Source organism: Sulfuriferula plumbiphila (assembly GCF_009938015.1).
Classification (GTDB): domain Bacteria; phylum Pseudomonadota; class Gammaproteobacteria; order Burkholderiales; family Sulfuriferulaceae; genus Sulfuriferula; species Sulfuriferula plumbiphila.
In genome coordinates this window covers 1727367-1746159 of the sequence record NZ_AP021884.1, presented here as the reverse complement: position 1 = coordinate 1746159, position 18793 = coordinate 1727367, and the positions used below count along the sequence as shown (strand labels likewise).

The following is an 18793-nucleotide window of genomic DNA, read 5'->3' as shown; positions in this document are numbered from 1 at the left end:
CCATGGAGAACAAGCCTTGAACGAAAATAGTCAGCAGACGCCATGGTACCGTCAGGCTGCAGCGGTAATACCCAGGCATGGGTATCTCAAAAGTATCGGAACGACGCTTTTCATCAGCCTGTTTTTCGGTGCTTACCTCTATTTGCTCAAAGACCCGGCATACCCGACAACGGTGATGCCCATCACCCTGCTGGACCGCCTGATCGGCTTCCAGCCTCAGGCCTTGCCCCTGTATATATCACTGTGGGTCTATGTTTCCCTGCCCCCGGCATTACTTTCGACGCGGCGCGAGCTGTATGGCTATGGCATGGCCATGGCCGGGACATGCCTCGCAGGGCTGCTCATCTTCTACTTCTGGCCTACGGCAGTACCCGCAGCCAATATCGACTGGGCCCGCTATCCCGGTGTGGATTTCCTTAAAAACATGGATGCCTCGGGCAATGCCTGCCCTTCGCTTCATGTCACCACCGCCGTTTTTTCGGGTATCTGGTTACATCACTTGCTGCGCCGTTTTGGCGCGCCGCTGTGGATACTCATCTCCAATTGGATGTGGTGTATCGGCATCATCTATTCCACACTGGCCACCCGCCAGCATGTGGCGGTGGATGTGTTGGCCGGTCTGGTGCTGGGGGTTCTGGCTGCCTATCTGTCATTGCGATTTCGCATGGACGCGGACGTAATCGGTAAACTCCAGCACCCGTCCATTTGATCCAGACCAACCACTGGAATTTGCTAGAATCCTCCTTTACTTACGATTGGCTTGCTTTGCTTTGAACCCGCTCTGGCTCTCCCATTTCACCGCGACCAGCAACATCGGTCGCGGCCTCGACCAGACCCAGGCCGCGCTGCGCCAGCGTCGCGCCGGGCTGGTGCCGTGCGCGTTTGATACGGTGGATCTGGTGACGTTCATTGGCGAGGTGGCAGGGGTGGATGCGGTGCAGCTTCCCGCGCGCCTGGCCGATTTTGATTGCCGCAACAACCGGCTCGCGTTGCTGGGATTGATGCAGGACGGCTTTGCCGAAGCGGTGCGCGCTGCCATCGCAAAATACGGTGCGCAGCGCATTGGCGTGTTTCTCGGCACCAGCACTTCCGGCATTCTGCAAACCGAGCTGGCCTACCGGCAACGCGACCCGGTGAGCGGCGCATTCCCAGCCGGTTTTATTTATGGCACCACGCACAATACTTTTTCCGTCGCGGATTTCACGCGCCATTATTTTGGCCTGAGCGGTCCGGCGGTCGTGGTGTCATCGGCGTGTTCGTCCAGCGCCAAGGTATTTGCTTCGGCGCGACGCATGATGGCGGCGGGACTGATAGACGCGGCCGTGGTGGGAGGCGTGGATTCGCTGTGTCTGACGACGCTGTATGGCTTCAACTCGCTCGGCCTGATTTCTGAACAGGCATGCCGCCCATTCGATGCACAACGCAACGGCATCTCGATTGGTGAAGCGGCTGCCTTCGCGCTGCTGGAGCGCACCCCGGAACACCTGGATGCCGATGCTGTGCTGCTGCTCGGGATAGGCGAGTCCAGCGATGCCTATCACATGTCATCGCCGCATCCGGATGGCCTGGGTGCGCGCATGGCGATGCAGGATGCGCTGAAAATGGCAGGTTTGAAGTCAGCTGAAATTGACTATATCAACCTGCACGGCACCGCTACCCAAAGCAACGATGCAGCGGAGGGAAAGGCAGTTGCTGCCGTATTCGGCTCGGGCACGCCATGCAGCTCCACCAAAGGTGCGACCGGCCACACCCTGGGTGCAGCCGGTGGCGTGGAGGCGGTGATTTGCGCGCTGGTGCTGCAACACGGCTTGCTGCCCGCCGGGCTGAACACCCGGCAACTCGACCCGGCGCTGGCTCTCGATTATCTGCTGGATAATCGAGAGCAGCCGGTGATGCGCGTGCTCAGCAACTCGTTTGGATTCGGCGGCACCAATTGCAGCCTGATTTTTGGACGGGCGGACAATTCATGATACTCACCGCTTACATCGAAGGCATCGGCTTGCTCGGCCCCGGTTTGACCGACTGGCCAAGCAGTCAGGCCGTGCTTAGCGGCCAGCAGCCCTATCAGCCGCACCAGACCATCCTGCCCCCCCCCGCTTTGCTGCCAGCGGCAGAACGCCGGCGCAGCGGCGCAATAGTCAAACTCACCCTGGCGGCAGGGCTGCAAGCCATTGCTGCAGCCGGCCTCGATGCGGCCAGCCTGCCCAGCGTGTTTTCTTCGTCTGGCGGCGATGGGGAAAACTGCCATACCATCTGCGAAATGCTTGCCTCGGATGACCGGCAAATCTCCCCGACCCGTTTCCATAATTCAGTGCATAACGCTGCTGCCGGGTATTGGAGCATCGCCACCGGTGCGATGACCACCTCATCGGTATTGAGTGCGTTTGACGCCAGCTTCGGCGCGGGACTGCTGGAAGCGCTCACCCAGGTCGCGGTGGATAACACCCGCAGCGTTTTGCTGGCGTGCGACACCGCTTACCCGGAGCCGCTATACAGCGCCCGCCCCATTCCTGATGCGTTTGGCATTGCACTGGTGCTGGCCCCGCAACGCAGCGCACATGCATTGGCGCAAATCAGCGTCAGCCTGACTGACGCCAGCGCAGACCGGCTCGACGACGCCGCACTCGAAAGCCTGCGCATCGCCATTCCCGCCGCGCGTGGGCTGCCGCTGTTACGCAGTCTCGCGCTGCGGCAAGACCAGCACGTGGTGCTGGATTACCTCGATGGCACGCGCCTCGCCGTGGCAATCGCGCTGTGCTGAATCAAACCGGACTGGACCACGCCTGGATTGCCCGTCACATCCCGCATCAGGGCAGCATGTGTCTGCTGGATTACGTTGAAGTATGGGATCAGCAGCGCATCCGGTGTCGCGCCAGCAGCCACCGCGCTGCCGACAACCCGTTGCGCGCTCACGGCCGGCTTGGTGCCGCCTGCGGTATCGAATACGCGGCACAGGCCATGGCCGTGCACGGTGCCTTGCTGGCACCGCCAGACAGCACCGGCGCACGGGTCGGCTATCTGGTCAGCGTGCGCGGTACACAGCTATACGTGCCACGACTGGACGACATCGCCGTCGATCTGCTGGTGGAAGCCAGCTGCATCACGCGCAGCGAAAACAATATTCTTTATCAGTTCAGCATCAGCGCAGCGGATCGCCTGCTGCTGGATGGCCGCGCCGCAGTCGTGCTCAATGCTGACGCACTCACACCCACTTCAGGAGACGCACCATGAAAAATGCCCTGGTTACCGGCGGCAGCGGCGCCATAGGCGCGGCCATCTGTCACCGTCTCGCTGCCGATGGCTGCCATGTCTACATTCATGCCAATCATGGACTACAAGCCGCGCAGACGCTGGCCGATGCCATTTGTGCAGGCGGTGGCAGTGCACAGGTGCTGGCATTTGATGTGACTGACAGCACCACGGTCACCGATGTGTTGACCCCCCTCGTCGAACACCAGCCGATCCAGATTCTGGTCAACAATGCCGGCATCCATGACGACGCCGTGTTCCCCGGCATGCATGCCGAGCAGTGGCACCGGGTGATCGACGTCTCCGTCAACGGTTTTTTCAACGTCACCCAGCCGCTGCTGATGCCGATGATCCGCAGCCGCTGGGGGCGCATCATCAATGTGTCTTCCATTGCCGCGCTGACCGGCAATGCAGGCCAGGTCAATTATTCCGCCGCCAAGGGGGCGCTGAATTCGGCGACCAAATCGCTGGCACGGGAAGTCGCCAGCCGCGGCATCACCGTCAACGCGGTGGCGCCCGGCATTATCGACACCCCGATGAGCGAATCCGCGTTCGACGCCCAGGACATCGCGCGCATGGTGCCGATGAAGCGCGCCGGTACCCCCGGCGAAGTTGCCGACCTGATCGGGTTTCTCGCCTCCACCCAGGCGGCCTATATCACCGCGCAGATTATCTCCATCAACGGCGGCATGATTTAACGGTGAGTGGCGACATGAATACCCCCCGACCCGCCCCGGTGCATGCACCGCACATCCCGCTGACCGATTACTACCAGACCGAGCAGGACCGGCAAGCCTATTTACGCCAGATTTTTGACAATACCGCAGCGGATTACGACCGTATCGAGTCGATGCTGGCGTGGGGTTCCGGTTCCCGCTACCGGCGCCAGGCGCTGATTCGCGGTGGTTTGAAAACGGGCATGAAGGTACTGGACATCGGCGTGGGCACCGGTCTGGTCGCAGCGCAGGCCAGCATCCTGACCGGCGACCCGGCCCTGGTCACTGGCGTCGATCCCAGCCCAGGCATGCTGGCTGCCAGCAAGCTGCCCAAGACCATGGCGTTGATGGAAGGCCGGGCCGAATCCCTGCCTTTTCCCGACAATCATTTTGATTTTCTGAGCATGGGCTATGCACTGCGCCATATCAGCGATCTGGGCATAGCATTTGCGGAGTTTGAACGGGTACTGAAGCCCGGTGGCCGTCTATGCATACTCGAAATCACTCAGGCGCAAAGCCGTTTCGGGCAATGGCTGCTCAAAAGCTACATGCGCGGCGTGATTCCGCTGCTGGCGCGATTCGTTTCCAGGCAAAAGGATACCGCGACGATCTGGCGCTATTACTGGGATAGCATCGAAGCCTGCGTCCCCCCCGAACAAGTTGTGGCCACACTAAGCGCGGCAGGGCTGACCCAGGTTAGGCGCCATCTGGAAGTCGGCGTGTTTTCCGAATATCAAGCGATCAAGGCCGATCGCGTCCAGCCTGGCTGATTGCTCACAAAACCCATGACTACAGCCGTTCACATCGCCGCCCATAAAACCGAAGCACTATTGTTCTTTACCCTGCTGCAACTGACCGTGATCGTGCTCGCCGCACGCATCGGCGGCGGGATAGCATTGAGTATCGGGCAATCAGCAGTGGTCGGTGAAATTGTGATCGGCATTCTGCTCGGACCTTCGCTGTTCGGGCTGCTTGCACCCGACGTATTTCAGTATGTATTCCACTCCGGCGCCCCCGAGCCGATGCAGATGCTGTCGCAAATCGGTCTGGTGCTGCTGATGTTTCAGATCGGCCTGGAATTCGACTTCGCGCATCTGGACGAGCGCCGCAACCGCACTGCAGTGATGTGGGTCGCGGGGGCCAGCCTGGTTGTGCCGTTTGCGCTGGGTTTTGCTGTCGGCCAGATCAGCGCGCCAGTACTGTCCCCCGGCGCACATGCGTTGGGGTCTGCGCTATTTGTAGCGACCGCTTTCTCGATCACGGCACTGCCGATACTCGGTCGCATCATGATGGAATTCGACATGACGCGCACGCCGATTGGCGTTATCGCCATCAGCGCGGCGGCGATCAACGACGTCATCGGCTGGCTGCTGCTGGCGCTCATCACCACACTCACGCTGTCCGATTTCGATGCCGCCAGCTTTGCCCTCAAAGTGGTACTGGTACTGGGATTTTTCCTGCTCAGCTGGTTTGGCGTGCGCCCGGTAATGAAGCGCATCCTGCATCACTGCGATGCGCGCTCGGGCGCGCTCTCGCACAACCTGCTCGGCATCGTGCTGGCGGCCATTTTCCTGTCCGCAATGACCACTTACCAGCTCGGCATTTTCGCCATCTTCGGCGGTTTCATGATGGGCGTGTTGCTGCATGACGAGCACGCTTTTGTGCGCACCTGGAAAGCGCGCATCAGCCCGTTTGTAATGGTATTTTTCCTGCCGATCTTTTTTACCTATACCGGCCTGCGTACCAATATCGGCAGCCTCGACAGTGCAGCGGCCTGGGGCTGGTGCGTGCTCATTGTCTTCCTCGCCACACTGGGCAAGTACGGCGGCGCCTACGTGGCGGCACGTGTAGCGGGGATGAATCACCAGGAAGGCAAAGTCATGGGCATCATGATGAACACCCGCGCGCTGATGGAATTGATCGTGATTAACGTCGGCTACGACCTCAGGGTAATCTCGCAGCAGATGTTCACCATACTGGTGATCATGGCGATTTTCAGTACCGTGATTACCAGCCCATTGTTGCGCGTGTGGCTTCCGCGCATCGGCATCCCGGTGCCATCGCGTTCAAATGCGGCCGAGCGCACGGCGCATGAGCAACACGGGTAAGCGCAGCACGAAGCCTAGAAACAGGCGCGTGTGCATCCAGGCCAACAATGCGTTGTCGCGCAGGTAGCGGAAATGTGACACGCCGCCCTCCTCCGCGCGGTAGTAGCGCACCGGGGCGGGCAGATTGACCGGCCTAACCCCGCGCCAGCACAGGCGCACCACCGCCTCGGGATCGAAGTCGAAGTGGCGCATCCACGGCTGATGGCGCATCACCTGCCGCAATGGTTCAACCGGATACACGCGAAATCCGAACAGCGAATCGCCAATGCCTGACCACAGCGTTTCCAGATTGGCCCACAAGTTCGATACGCGCCGCCCTTGCACGCGCAGGCCTGGCGCACTGGCATCGAATACCGGCATCCCCAATATCATTGCCGCCGGCTGGCGCATGGATGCCGCCATGAATGCCGGAATACGCTCGGCCGGATGCTGGCCGTCCGAGTCCATGGTCAATACGTGGCTGAAACCCGCCGCTGCCGCCTGCTCCAGGCCGTGCAGCACCGCCGCGCCCTTGCCCTGGTTGCGCGGCAAGATCATCACGCGCAGGCCATCATCTTCTGCCGCCATCGCCTGCAAACCCTCGGCGCTGCCGTCGTTGCTGCCATCCACCACCACCCACACCGGACTCCAGTATTGGCGTGCCGCGCGCACGGTTTCATAGACTTTGGCGCCAGGGTTATAACTGGGAATGAGGACGAGATGCGTGGTCGAGGCAGCAATCATGACGGCGAGTAAATAGTGAGTTAGAGCTTACGGTCAGCCTGCGTGCGCAGGGAACTGGTCGGGTAAAACGCCGAGCCTTGTACCAGCTCATGCGCAAAGTAATGTTCCAGTTCAGCCATGAAGCGCTGGCTATGCTGCGGTGGATCAAAGCGCCGTCCCAGGCGCACCCGGTAGTGGATCGGCATGGGCGGTTTGCGGAACAGCGGCCAGCCCTTGCTCAGATACTTTGAATCGGTTTCTATCAGTACCGTCTGCACCGGCACCTGTGCATGATGCGCGATCAGGCCGATACTGCCCTTGAACGGATTGACCGGACACGAGGTGGTGCGGGTACCTTCCGGGAACAGCAACAGATGGCTGCCGCAGTCAAAATCCCGCATTGCCAGCTGCACCATGCGCCGCACCGGTTCATTGCGGATGTAGCGCGCCAGCCGTGCGCCTGCACCGAGAAAAAGATTGTTCATCAGATCGGCTTTAAGCACGCAGGCGACATTCGGCAAGCGTGAAATCACCATCACCGCGTCCAGCAGGCACGGATGATTGGGCGCAATAATCAGCGACGGTTCATCGCGCAGGGCATCCAGCGCCTCCAGGTCAAAGCTGCACCGGCGCGACATGCCAAGACTGGCAAGATACAAGCGAAACCCCGCCATGATGACGTAACGCCCCAGCGCCTGCCCGCAGCGCGCAGGCAGTAACGGGTAGACAATGATCGCTAGCGGCGTCCATGCCAGGCACAGCACCCCCAGCCAGACCAGGCCGAGATACAGCACCAGGGAATCGTAGCCATTCAGCAACACACGCATTGCGGCGCGCATGATCAGTCCCGGTTGCCGGACATGAACACAAACGTATGCCCGGCAGTGGCCTCAATTTCCAGCAGCAGATCCTGGCGACATACATCAGCCTGCAGGTAGATTGCATTGGGTACGCTACCCACGATGCGCTCAAGCTCGGTACGAATCTGCGCCAGATCGGCGCAGTGGCGCACATATACCTTGTAATACAGGCTGGCCAGAGCGAACCTGGACTGGCTCGCCCGACGGTTTGCCTGCGCCAGCACGGCCTCGATATTGGCCATGGTTTCGCGGGTTTGTGCGACGACATCGGCGGGGTGCAGGGTTGCATGGCCGACAATGCTGGCGGTGCCGGATACAAACAACACCTCGGCCTGCCCCAGGCGCACCAGGCTGGCACGCGAGAATGTCGGGCTGCGCGGACCATATTGCTGAGGATATTGGTAAGCGCTGATCTGGCGTGGATTTTCAATGCTCAGCGGCGCCACGCGTCCGGCCAGAAAGGCAATGGTCAACGGCCCCTGAGCCGAACCCAGCGCACACGCGGCTGGGACATTCCCCATCACTTCGCGTCCGTGAGCCAGGAAGGCATCCTGCCGTCCCAGGTTGAACTGGCGATAGCGTTCCAGCCCGAAGCTGTGGGTGTTGATGTCAGCGATGTAATTCCAGAAGCGGAACAGATACGGGTAGCGCAGCGTGTCGAGCAGCGCAAACACCTGGCGATAGGCCGATTCGGTGGCCTGTTGCAACGGCGTTTTGCCAGCGCCGGCGGCAAACATTGTTTCAGGCAATACAATCACGCCGAACAGCACATCATCGTCATGGCGATAATGGATCGCGCCACACCGACCCTGCGTCAGCTGAGCGCTGCCGCGCCAGACTTCGCAGATGGAAGCGCCGGCATCCAGTCGCTGCATGGGCACATGCATGCAGGGCACCTCCATGTCAGCTTGCATCCGGCTCTCGACAGCATCCGCGGAAAAACAGAGCGCGCCCAGCACGCTGTTTTTCCACTGCGCCGGTTGTTTCAAAAACGCTGCAATGGACAGGTTTGCGCCATGCAGGGGTGATACCGTGTCGCGCATCAGTTCACCGCTGCGCCAGTTTCATCCAGCGCCCGGATATTGTGTTTGCGTATCCGCCATGCCTGCAATGTGCGCCTGAAATTGAGCAAGGACGCCGCGTAATACAGTCCCTTGAAGAGCAGCAGCGGGCCCTGAATCGGGGTTTTGCCAAACACGTCGCCGGCCAGCACCGATAGCAGCGCCTCTTTTACGCGAAAAATGTTGCGCGGCTCCATGAACATATTGCGCATGGTGGGATTGGTCACCCGATAAATAAACCAGGAAAACGCCTGCGGGCCAATCCGCATCGTGCGGTCGAATTTTTTCAATGCAGCGGCCGCCTGCTGCGGATGACGCAGGCAGGTATCCACAGTATCGGCCCCAGCAAAGGCGCTGTGCATGGCCAGCATCACGCCGGAAGAAAACACCGGGTCAATAAAGGTGTAGGCATCGCCCAGCAGCAGATAATTGCTGCCGTGGGTATGGTCACACACATAGGAAAAATTGCCAGTGGCTTCAACCGGCGAAGTCAGTTGCGCGTGCTGCAGCCGCTCGCTCAGCGGCGCGCACAGCGCGATGGTTTCCTGCAAAAACTGCTCGAGCGATTTTTTGTTGCGGGTTTTCAGGTAATACGGCCAGGTCACCGCACCGACGCTGGTCGTGCCGTCGACCAATGGAATCAGCCAGAACCAGCCATGATCAAACCAGAAAATGGTAATGTTGCCTTCAGCCTTGCCCGGGTTGCGCTCGGCACCTGAAAAGTGAGCGTAGATCGCGGTACTGTTGTGTTTCCTGTTGCGCTGCTTGGCTTTGAGGCGGTTGCCGAGAAAGGTATCGCGGCCCGAGGCGTCCAGCACAAACCGCGCATGCACCGTTTCGACGCTGCCGTCCTGGTGGCGTGCCTGCACCCGCGCGCCGCCATTGCCGGGCAGGAAATTGACGTCCTGTACCTGGCAGCCCTCCACCACACGGGCATTTTTGCGGCTGGCGTTGCGAATCAGGATTTCGTCAAACTCGGCGCGGCGCACCTGGTAGGCCATGGGCATGGATTTGTCCATGGCATCGGCAAATTCGAACGCCTGTTTGTGATCATGCCAGGGCGAGACAAATTCCGCGCCCCATTTTTCCATGCCGATGGCCTTCACCGCGTCAGCCACGCCCAGCTTTTCCAGCAGCGGCAAATTGGCGGGGAGCAATGATTCGCCGATGTGAAAACGCGGATGGTGGGCTTTTTCAAGCAGGGTCACGCGATGGCCGCGCTCGGCCAGCAGCGCAGCGGCTGTAGAACCTGCCGGGCCACCGCCGATTACCAGCACATCGCAGTCCGACGTACAGGCGGCGGATGCTGCGGGGGGAGTGTTCATGGTTTAACCTGGCTTGTTATTCATCTCCCCGGATTGTATCGCATCGCCATCACTGCAAAATGATTTTATACCCGGTATGTCTTGCTGACCGGCAGCAATCGTTCCCGCATCACCGATGTTTTCCTGCCTAGAACGCGTAACCCATTCCTGCCTTGATCGTTGTGCCTTTGGTGCGGCTATCCGGTTCATAATACCCGGAAGGCTGCACTGCGCTCGCGCCATATTCCCAGCTGGTATAATCAATACCCGCGTTGGCGTGGACGTTTTTTGTAAACGCATAATCAAGCGAGATTCCCGCCCTATACATGACAGAGTTTCCCAGCCCGGCCGAGAATCCAAATGGCGCCACCACGTTAATTTTGGATGCATAGGTATGTCCGATCATGGCATTTGCAGACACCACCAGTTTGCCTGCTGGCGAGTATTGCCCCAACGCGCCAATACCATAGTATCTGTGGGTGTAATGCTCCGTGTACCCCACATCGCGATCCCATCTGTGGTATCCAAATTCGGCATAGGGCGTAACCATGAACTGGTCATGGATGGCGAACCCCTTTCCGTAACGCAGGCTGAAATCGGCGATCTCCGCACCCGATTTACCGGTTAAGGAACCATATTTACCGCCGCCAAAAGGGGCACCGATATAGTCCGTCTGACCACTGAATCTGCTGTACTGCGCATCGAGGTAGTCATGCCCAAGCCATAGGTCTTTCATTACCGACGCGGACAGGCCATACCCGGTAACGTGGCCGCTTTCCGTGTCTAAAATCGACCCGTTTGCTGTTTCGGTGTAATCGACATGCCGGGACTGAATCTGTGCACCTATCTGGTTGTTGGCAGCATTGATATCCAGTATGTCTGCACAAGCTGTTGTCGAAATCAGACAGGCCAGGATGGGCAGCGCTGTTTTTTTAAAGCTCATGAAATTCTCCGTGGATTAAGAGCGCCTCGCTCATGGGCCCAGAACGAACAATCAGGATTTCCCGATATCGCCGCTTGAATACGCGGATAAGCTGCCCAGCGCAAAAGCCGTCTGCAATGCAGAGGCAAATTCCTGTTGCGGAATTTGCATGACAGCATAGTCAAGACAGTACCCTTGCGCAAATAGTTGCAGCAGACGAAAAGCGGCATCACCAGGCACGCTGAGATGGATTACATGATCTTGCCGACGCGCCTGCAATTCACGCAACGGCAGCATGGTCGAGCATGGTATCTAAACATCGCTGTGCCTTGGCTGCTTCAGCCAGCTGCCCATCAGGAATCCTCATGCGTCCGCGGCCGTGCGCTATGCCGCCAGCGCCGGAATGACATAAAAATAGGCATTGAGCATGTACAGGCCCGACAAAATAAGCAGCAGCGCCCCGATGATTTCAAATATCCGTTGTGAATGCCTGAGGGATTTCAGGCTTTCCAGCCAGCCGATCGCCCAGGCGCCGAGGATGATGGGCACGGCGCGCCCCAGCGCAAAAGCCAGCAGCAAGGTGGCGCCAAACAGCGGGGAACCGATGCCGGTCGCCACGCCCAGCAGGATGACGAGCGCGGGCGTGCAAAACGGACAGATCGCCACCGAAAACGGAATCCCCAGCGCGAACGCTCCCCAGCCGCTGGTGGCGCGTTTGGCGCGGAAGATGATGGTGATTGCGCTTCGCGTGTGCAGGAGAGGCTTCGGCCATGCTCTTGGTCCTCGGAATTTTGAAATCCTTTGCGGAGTGCATCGGATAAATCCGGCGGTCACCCTTCACGGTGAGGCAGATTCCGCCGCCCGGCCGACCGGCCGCCCCACACTCAAAATAGCGTCGATGAATAGCGTCGGCCGACCCCACAGCGAATTGAAGAAAATCACGGTGACGCTGACCGCCATCGCAGCCATCGCCCATACTGGATAAAGCAGGCCTGTCACAGCGACCGGAATGCCGACACCGTTGAAGAGAAACGCCAGTGTGATGTTCTGCAGCATCTTGCGATAGCTGCGGCGGCTGATATCGCGCGCAATGTTCAGAGTGTCGAGGCGATTCGACAGGATGATGATATCGGCCGACTCGATGGCGATATCGGTGCCACCGCCCATCGCGATCCCCACGTCGGCCTGCATGAGCGCGGGCGCGTCGTTGATGCCATCGCCCACCATTGCAACCCGACGCCCGTTCGTCTGCAGTTTTCGTACAATATCGGCCTTGCCATCCGGCAGCACACCGGCATGAACCTCATCGAGGCCGACCTCCTGAGCGACGCGGCGCGCGGCGCGCTCGTTGTCGCCGGTGAGGAGCACAGTTTTGAGTCCACTCTTCCGTAGCGTTGCAATAGCGTGGACGGCGTCAGCGCGGAGCGTATCACCGAGCGCGAGAATGCCGAGCGCGCGTCCGTCCCGGCCGACCGCGATCACCGTGCGCCCCGCATTTTCCAGGCGGCGGATACGCTCCTCAGCGTGAGAAATGTCGGTGCCCCGGCCCGCCAGAAACGCGGGGCTGCCCACGAGGACTTCACCCTTGTCGGTGCGAGCCACAACACCTTTTCCGGGTATGGCTTCGAAAGACTGCACATCCGGCGGAACAGCGCCGCGCTGGAAAGCTGCATCGACCACCGCTTGCGCGAGCGGGTGCTCGGACGACGCTTCGGCCGCAGCGGCAAGCGCGAGGAGTTCCTCTTCGGTTCCGTCGAAGACATCGATCTCGCGAACCTTCGGGCGCCCTTCTGTCAAGGTGCCCGTCTTGTCCAGAACGATGGTGCTGACCAGGCGATAAGCTTGAAACGCTTCGCCGGTGCGCATCAGAATGCCCTGCTCAGCCGCCTCGCCGGCTCCGCGCACGATCGAAAGTGGCGCCGAGATGCCGACAGCGCATGGGTAGCCCATGACAAGAACGCTTAAACCTGCAAAGATCGCACGCGCGATATTCATTTCACCCGTCACAAGCCACGATCCGATCAGCCAACCCCCGAAAGCGAGGGCCGAAATGATCAGCACGGCCGGCGTGTAGACACGCAGTACGCGGTCGACTAGGTGCAAAAGCCCGGGCTTCAATGCACGCGCGTCTTCGACCTCTCGAATGACCTTGTTCAGGAAGCTGCCTTCGCCGATTGCAGTGACCTTCACGAGCAATGTTCCGGTGCCGTTGATCGAGCCGCCGACGACGGCATCTCCTTCCGACTTTTCGACGGGAATGGCCTCGCCGGTCACAAAGGACTGATCCACCGCGGAATGGCCGCTCACGACCTGGCCGTCAACAGGCACACGCTCGCCCGGGCGGATGCGAACGAGGTCACCTACCCGTACGTCCTCAATCGGCAGCTCAAGCTCCTGATTGCCGCGCACGACACGAGCGGTCTCCGGCTGGAGGTCCAGGAGGCGCTTCACCGCCTGGGAACTCCGCGTCTTGACGATCAGCGATAACCACTCGGAGAAGATGTGATACGTGGTTACCATCACCGTAACAGCGAAAAACGGTGCAGTCGGGTAGCCGGGCAAGTCGAGGACGAAACCCATCAGCCCGCCGACGATGCCGGCGAAGGCACCGATCTCGAGCAGCACGTGCTGGTTCAGGATACCGCGACGCAAGGCCTGGAAAGCCATCCTCAAAATGTGATTCCCGACACCGAACACGAGAATGAGAGCCATCACCCCGGCTATCCACGGCGTCGCTGCTTCGAACCATGCTTGTTCTTTGAGCGGCACCAGGGCAAGCGCGATCGCCGCCAGGGCAATGGTGCCGCCGACCGCAGTTCCGAGCCCACGCGCACGCAGCACGAGGAAGACGAATGCGAGCAGACTCGCCACAACGACCGTGGGCAGCGCAATTGCTGCGATCCCTGTCGGATGAGCGATCAGAGCGATCGCGATCAGGCTGAAGGCCGTCGCGGCCAGGAAGCGCCGGCCTTCGCGCACGAGATCGCGCTCTTCCTCCTCGAAGGGCCGCACCTTGCGCGGATCCGAAACGGTGTAGCCGATGTCGCGCAGTGTCCGGAACAGCTCCTCGGGCCGCGCCACCTTCGGATCGTACTCGATGAGCGCCTGCTCGTGTGTCAGACTCACGGCGACTTTATCGACGCCGGGCTGACGGCCCAACGCCTTCTCGATCGTGCCGGTGCAGAGCGAGCAATGCAGACCGCCGATGCGGGCGCGAATGCGGACCCGATCAGGCCGGTTCGAAGGTTCTTCGTTCCAGTAGCGTGGCGTCGATTCAATCGTCGTTGCGGTACTCATGATGAGTTCCTCTTAACGCGAGCGGTTGCAATGTCAGCTCATGCGCATCGTGCCAGCAGGCTCACACAGAGCTGCGTTGCACGACGCGATAGCCGGCTTTTTCGATGACGGCCGCGAGCTCATCTTCGGTAATGCTTTTAGCCTCATACAGCACCCGGGCTTGGCCTTCCCTGAAAGACACGGCCGCTTTTTGCACTCCGGCGCTTTTTCCCAATAGCGCCTGGATGTTCGACGCGCACCCATCGCAGTGCATGCCTTCGATCTTGAATGTGGCGGTATTCATGCGGCATCTCCTGTCATCTTCTCTTCATAGCCGAGTTCTCTTCATAGCCGAGCTTTTCCCGTTTTTCACCGATCTCTCCTGCGCCGATCGTCCCCGCACCACCCAACGATACGAGGGCGTGCCGGGTCTCGGCGCTGGCGCGAACATCGAGAACGCCCGGCAGCTGCTGCAGCCCGGCAGCAATCCAGGTCTCACAACCGCTGCAGTGAATTCTCTGGTCGGCAACCAAAAATTCGATCATGCGGTCCATGCTCGGCTCCCTGGGTTATATAAACCAGTAACTATGTCCGTGACAGCGTAAGCTGAACCCGCGCCAGCCATCGCTGCTTTACCGAATCGTGACCGGCGCGTACCGCAAACAAGGTATGCGTGGCAATGGTGCAAAGCCTGATCAATCGTGTTCATACCCGCCGCTTGCCAGGTTCAGTCCACAATTTATCCGGGCTGGGCAGCGACGAAAACGCCAGCTTGCCGTCTATCGCGATCGCGGGTGACGACATCACCCCCAGCTCCAACCGCGAGGATCGGGCATTCCACCAGCGGCCTGGTCTCGTCATCGCAAACCGTGATGAGCTCGCTGAGCGCCTGCGACAGGATGTTCTCCAGGTCATTGCAATCACTATAAACCCTGGAGTTAACCCCAATGTCAAGCCGTGGCTAAAAAATTCCGGTCCGGGCAATCTGGATGCGCGCGCCACAGAAGATTTCGGCCATCGTCCGGTTATATCGGGATCGTGCCGATTCGGAAACGGCTTAGATGCCTGCAGGGCCCGTGGGGCCGGGATGGTTTCCCCACCCAGGACATCAAGCGTTGCGGGCTTGCGGCCGGTGCGGTGGCGCTGATTTACAACGGGTGGAGTTGGCGTGGCTTGCCCACCGGCGCGACCGGACGCCATCACCCGTCGTCCGCTCCTCCTCGCGGCAGTCGGGCGTGCGGTGAAACATGCCAGTCAATGCCGGGTATACCGCACCCCGATACGCGCCGCAGTGGAATGACCGCCCCTTTGCTTCCTGCCAGCCCACTTTTACCCACGCACGCTACAGGTCAGCTGCCGGATTTAGATTTAGGTTAATAGCTTGGTTTGCTAAAGCGGGTTTTCGAAGCAAAGCTGTGGGCACAAACAACATGTCCATCCCCCAGGTTTATTTGTTTGGCTGCGGCGTCATGCGTAAATACGGCTTAACTTCGCGGTAGCCTTTGGGAAATTTTTCTTTTAAAACTGCCGGGTCTTTTAAAGAAGGAACGATAACGCATTCATCACCTTGTTGCCAATTAGCCGGAGTAGCCACGCTGTAATTGTCGGTGAGTTGCAGAGAATCGATAACTCGTAATATTTCAGTGAAGTTGCGACCGGTACTTGCCGGATAAGTCAGGGTCGTGCGAATTTTTTTCTGGGGATCAATTATAAAAACCGAACGCACTGTTAAAGCATTATTTGCATTGGGATGAATCATGTCGTAGAGCATTGAAACCTTGCGATCCGGGTCCGCAAGTATCGGGAAGTTTACCCGCGTGTTTTGAGTTTCATTGATATCATCTATCCACACGCGATGCGATTCGACCGTGTCTACACTGATTGCCAATACTTTAACGTTACGTTTCTCAAATTCGTCTTTTAATTTTGCGGTCATGCCCAGTTCGGTTGTGCATACCGGTGTGAAATCGGCAGGATGAGAATACAAGACCCCCCAACTATCGCCTAGCCAATCGTAAAAATTTATCGTGCCTTCGCTGGATTCCTGCGTAAAATCAGGGGCAGTATCGCCCAATCGTAGTGCCATGGTTATCTCCTAGGACTTAGTGTAAAAAGAAATTTTTACTCAACCAGGTATTTCGTCTGTCTTCCGGCATATCAACTTTCCCTAGTTGAGCTTCTGCATCATTCCCCGCATCATCGCCGGCATGCCCTCTTTTGCGAACCGGTTGAGTTCCTGGGCGTGCGCGCGAATCACGGCAACCATCTCCGGGTCAGAAGATGTCTCTGTCACAGCTATCCCGTGCGGCAGCATTTCAAACTTGCGCTGATAGCGTGTAGGGTTGGCGAACATTTCCGGGACGCTATTGCTCATGGGGTAAGGGAATGGGCGGTTCTGGTCTAATCTTTCGTACATTTCCACCACATGCTTCTGGATGAGTGCCGCTGTGGTGGGGTCGGTGGAGGTGGTTACGTCGTACACCCCATTGGGCAGTTCGGTGACTGTGCGGTGAATGAGTTTATGCCGCTCGAAAAGCGCCATCCCGGTACGCATCGGCCCGCGCATGTTTTCCGGCGACATCATTTCTCCCATGCCCCCACCCCCCATCATACCTCCTCCCATCATCTCATTATCCTGGGCCAGAGCCGGGGTGGCACCACGCCAGAACCGATAACCTGCAATAGTTGCAAAGAAACCAAACAGTGCAGCAAAAAATGAGCGACGGCGCATAATAATCTCCCGAAATTGTCAGGTTAATAAAGCACACCAGGTGAACAAAATGATGAACTCCGGCCCAATGATGGTGGTCATGTGGCTGATCGGCTTACTGGTTTCAATCCTGGTTGTTCCCGGCACTGGCGCCATAATCAAATACCTGTCCAATGACCGGCACCCTTGAGTCCACAGGGCTGTCCAGGATCCGGAATAATCTTATTAAGACTGACGCCTTCTCTCCGAAGTTCCGGATCCGCTGGGAAAGGGGGCAGCATGTTGCTGTCGTTTGTCATCAAGCCTGCTGCGCCAGGCTTGCACCCGATCCCCACCCCAGCTTTTGCCATCAGGCAAATGCGACAGAACCGGATTGGCCATCCTGGCGCGCGAAATCTCCCTGAAACAGAGCAACTTTTGTTGGATAACGGCACGAGAAAAGCCACCATTCCCTGCAGCTTCCTCGCGTCATAGCCAGTTATTTGGCAGGCGCGATCTTCGTAACAAGATACTGCCCTTTGGCCTTCTCGGACAGCTCGAAATCGACATGCTGTCCGGGTTTTAGCATCGCCAGGTCCACGCTGTTGACAATGCCTTTGCCTTTATGCCCTTTGCCAACTGCGGTTGTAGGTGTTTCCATCTTCATGCCAGCCATGTTTGGCATATCGGCGCCACTAGCTGGCACAGTGAAAAATGCGGCCAATACAACGGGAACGAGTATGAAATGCAGCTTTTTCATGATGATCTATATGGACGCTTCCCGATTGCCAAGGGTTTTTGCTGTGTTTTGGTAAACAAGACAAGGCTGCAGTTCTATATCCGGCCTTGTTGCAGGCTATTTCCCTGCGGGCCCCGATGGAATTCGCTGACTTGCCCCTCATTCTCCTGGCGGACTATTGATGTCCAGCTCATCATTCAGGTTTAGCAAGCCACGGTCTGACCTGTTTGCCATCACACACAATTACCTATCGCAACCTTTCAGCATTCACTCCTGTGTTCGTTATTCTTTGACTGCCCAGTGCATGGCCCTATGCTGGCCTGATGCTGACCCAGTCGCCCTGGTACGCCCGGTCATGGGCCAGCATCGCCCAGATCATTCGCGCCATCTTGTTGGCCAGCGCGACCACCACCACATTGGATGGCCTGCGCTTGCCTAATTCGTCAACCCACGCCCCAGGTTGCTTGGCGTGTACCAATACCGAGCGGGCGCCGTGGATGAGCAGGGTTCGCAAATAGGTGTCACCACGCTTGCTGATGCCCAGTAGCCTCGTCTTCCCGCCCGTGCCGGTTTGCCCAGGCACCAAGCCCACCCAAGCCGCAAACTCACGGCCTGACTTGAAGGCTTTGGCATCGCCCATCGTGGCCACCGCAGCGGTGGCGGTCAACAGGCCCACACCGGGAATGTCAGCAATGGCGCGGGCCGCCTTGTCCACCTTTAACCAGCTTTTAAGCTTGAGCTCAATTCCCGCGATTTGCATATCCAGCTCCGTAATGCGCTGCCACTGATCACGCAGGGCTTCGATCACGATGCCTGGCAAAATGCTCCAGAAACTTCTCGCGTTTGAGCTGCAAACTCACGATCTCTCCCGTCTCAATATCAACCCAATGCAGTTGAAATACCCGTTTTGCAATATCAATGCCGACTACGCCATGCTTCATGATGGATCCTCGGGTTTGCCTGTGAAGAACTTCATGTTCCTCCCGATTTGGCACTTAGATGCCGTCGGCCCATGAGGATCCACCTTCGCCCCACCCCACGCCACCTCAGTAGCCCGTCGCCGGGGGCAAGCGTCCATACCATTCTCCTTTTGAGTTAATGACACAGATAAAACCTAATACCCTAATTTCCTTCTTTCCACTGGAGGTGCACCACCGGTGCGACAAA

At 58.7% G+C, this 18793-nt stretch carries 22 protein-coding genes and 1 pseudogene; 8 read left to right on the top strand and 15 right to left on the bottom strand.

Annotated elements, in window-relative coordinates; genetic code table 11:
- Nucleotides 1–16 precede the first annotated feature (16 nt).
- The 7 genes from GZH91_RS09120 (at nt 17) to GZH91_RS09090 (ending at nt 6073) form a co-directional block, all read left to right on the top strand.
- Nucleotides 17–709 (top strand): phosphatase PAP2 family protein, encoded by a 693-nt coding sequence (locus GZH91_RS09120; protein WP_147073583.1) that lies wholly within the window; start codon nt 17–19, stop codon nt 707–709.
- A 61-nt stretch (nt 710–770) separates the two neighbouring features.
- A complete protein-coding gene (locus GZH91_RS09115) occupies nt 771–1970 on the top strand; it encodes a beta-ketoacyl-[acyl-carrier-protein] synthase family protein (RefSeq protein WP_147073585.1) in 1200 nt (399 codons plus the stop codon).
- Complete coding sequence (locus tag GZH91_RS09110) at nt 1967–2761, top strand: beta-ketoacyl synthase chain length factor (protein ID WP_147073587.1); 795 nt, start codon at nt 1967–1969, stop codon at nt 2759–2761. The genes GZH91_RS09115 and GZH91_RS09110 overlap by 4 nt, the downstream gene beginning before the upstream one ends.
- Nucleotides 2755–3231, top strand: coding sequence for a hotdog family protein (locus tag GZH91_RS09105; RefSeq protein ID WP_147073589.1), 477 nt, complete (start codon nt 2755–2757; stop codon nt 3229–3231). Before GZH91_RS09110 ends, GZH91_RS09105 begins: the two co-directional genes overlap by 7 nt.
- A complete protein-coding gene (gene fabG / locus GZH91_RS09100) occupies nt 3228–3947 on the top strand; it encodes a 3-oxoacyl-ACP reductase FabG (RefSeq protein WP_147073591.1) in 720 nt (239 codons plus the stop codon). The genes GZH91_RS09105 and fabG overlap by 4 nt, the downstream gene beginning before the upstream one ends.
- 14 nt (nt 3948–3961) lie before the next feature.
- Complete coding sequence (locus GZH91_RS09095; RefSeq protein ID WP_147073593.1) at nt 3962–4735, top strand: class I SAM-dependent methyltransferase; 774 nt, start codon at nt 3962–3964, stop codon at nt 4733–4735.
- 15 nt (nt 4736–4750) lie between these two features.
- A complete protein-coding gene (locus GZH91_RS09090; RefSeq protein WP_147073595.1) occupies nt 4751–6073 on the top strand; it encodes a cation:proton antiporter in 1323 nt (440 codons plus the stop codon).
- Here the strand turns inward: GZH91_RS09090 and GZH91_RS09085 are convergent.
- From GZH91_RS09085 to GZH91_RS09040, 10 genes are all read right to left on the bottom strand, one after another.
- On the bottom strand, nt 6032–6796 hold the full coding sequence (locus GZH91_RS09085; RefSeq protein ID WP_147073597.1) for a glycosyltransferase family 2 protein: 765 nt from the start codon (nt 6794–6796) through the stop codon (nt 6032–6034). The two genes, GZH91_RS09090 and GZH91_RS09085, sit on opposite strands and share 42 nt — an antisense overlap.
- Nucleotides 6797–6816: 20 nt before the next feature.
- Nucleotides 6817–7614: a lysophospholipid acyltransferase family protein gene (locus tag GZH91_RS09080; RefSeq protein WP_147073599.1), complete on the bottom strand. Its 798-nt coding sequence runs from the start codon at nt 7612–7614 to the stop codon at nt 6817–6819.
- Nucleotides 7615–7616: 2 nt separating this feature from the next.
- Nucleotides 7617–8678: a chorismate transformation enzyme, FkbO/Hyg5 family gene (locus GZH91_RS09075; protein WP_147073601.1), complete on the bottom strand. Its 1062-nt coding sequence runs from the start codon at nt 8676–8678 to the stop codon at nt 7617–7619.
- On the bottom strand, nt 8678–10021 hold the full coding sequence (locus GZH91_RS09070; RefSeq protein WP_147073603.1) for an NAD(P)/FAD-dependent oxidoreductase: 1344 nt from the start codon (nt 10019–10021) through the stop codon (nt 8678–8680). The genes GZH91_RS09075 and GZH91_RS09070 overlap by 1 nt, the downstream gene beginning before the upstream one ends.
- A 127-nt stretch (nt 10022–10148) precedes the next feature.
- Nucleotides 10149–10943 carry an autotransporter outer membrane beta-barrel domain-containing protein gene (locus tag GZH91_RS09065; RefSeq protein ID WP_147073605.1) on the bottom strand — a complete coding sequence of 265 codons (795 nt, stop codon included), beginning with the start codon at nt 10941–10943 and terminating at the stop codon, nt 10149–10151.
- A gap of 51 nt (nt 10944–10994) precedes the next feature.
- Nucleotides 10995–11219, bottom strand: a complete 225-nt coding sequence (locus tag GZH91_RS09060) for a hypothetical protein (RefSeq protein ID WP_147073607.1) — start codon at nt 11217–11219, stop codon at nt 10995–10997.
- An 87-nt stretch (nt 11220–11306) separates the two neighbouring features.
- Entirely contained in the window at nt 11307–11756 is a 450-nt protein-coding gene (locus GZH91_RS09055; protein ID WP_147073609.1) for a cytochrome c biogenesis CcdA family protein, read from the bottom strand.
- A 3-nt stretch (nt 11757–11759) separates the two neighbouring features.
- Nucleotides 11760–14219, bottom strand: coding sequence for a heavy metal translocating P-type ATPase (locus GZH91_RS09050; RefSeq protein WP_147073611.1), 2460 nt, complete (start codon nt 14217–14219; stop codon nt 11760–11762).
- A gap of 61 nt (nt 14220–14280) precedes the next feature.
- Entirely contained in the window at nt 14281–14502 is a 222-nt protein-coding gene (locus GZH91_RS09045; protein WP_147073613.1) for a heavy-metal-associated domain-containing protein, read from the bottom strand.
- A 13-nt stretch (nt 14503–14515) separates the two neighbouring features.
- Complete coding sequence (locus tag GZH91_RS09040; RefSeq protein WP_147073615.1) at nt 14516–14752, bottom strand: heavy-metal-associated domain-containing protein; 237 nt, start codon at nt 14750–14752, stop codon at nt 14516–14518.
- A gap of 614 nt (nt 14753–15366) precedes the next feature.
- On the opposite strand from GZH91_RS09040, the gene GZH91_RS18270 reads away from it, so the two are divergent.
- Nucleotides 15367–15498, top strand: a complete 132-nt coding sequence (locus GZH91_RS18270) for a hypothetical protein (RefSeq protein ID WP_262982465.1) — start codon at nt 15367–15369, stop codon at nt 15496–15498.
- Nucleotides 15499–15645: 147 nt separating this feature from the next.
- Here the strand turns inward: GZH91_RS18270 and GZH91_RS09035 are convergent, their stop codons facing one another.
- The 5 genes and pseudogenes from GZH91_RS09035 to GZH91_RS09015 form a co-directional block, all read right to left on the bottom strand.
- Nucleotides 15646–16284 carry a peroxiredoxin gene (locus GZH91_RS09035; RefSeq protein WP_147073620.1) on the bottom strand — a complete coding sequence of 213 codons (639 nt, stop codon included), beginning with the start codon at nt 16282–16284 and terminating at the stop codon, nt 15646–15648.
- Nucleotides 16285–16365: 81 nt separating this feature from the next.
- A complete protein-coding gene (locus GZH91_RS09030; RefSeq protein WP_147073622.1) occupies nt 16366–16929 on the bottom strand; it encodes a hypothetical protein in 564 nt (187 codons plus the stop codon).
- A gap of 457 nt (nt 16930–17386) precedes the next feature.
- The gene (locus GZH91_RS09025; RefSeq protein WP_161984230.1) at nt 17387–17647 is read right to left on the bottom strand and encodes a copper-binding protein; all 261 of its coding nucleotides are present in this window, start codon (nt 17645–17647) and stop codon (nt 17387–17389) included.
- 289 nt (nt 17648–17936) lie between these two features.
- Nucleotides 17937–18446, bottom strand: a pseudogene (locus GZH91_RS09020) (IS110 family RNA-guided transposase); the annotation flags it as partial.
- A complete protein-coding gene (locus GZH91_RS09015; protein WP_161984229.1) occupies nt 18415–18567 on the bottom strand; it encodes a hypothetical protein in 153 nt (50 codons plus the stop codon). The pseudogene GZH91_RS09020 and the gene GZH91_RS09015, both read right to left, overlap by 32 nt.
- Between the last annotated feature and the right edge of the window lie 226 nt (nt 18568–18793).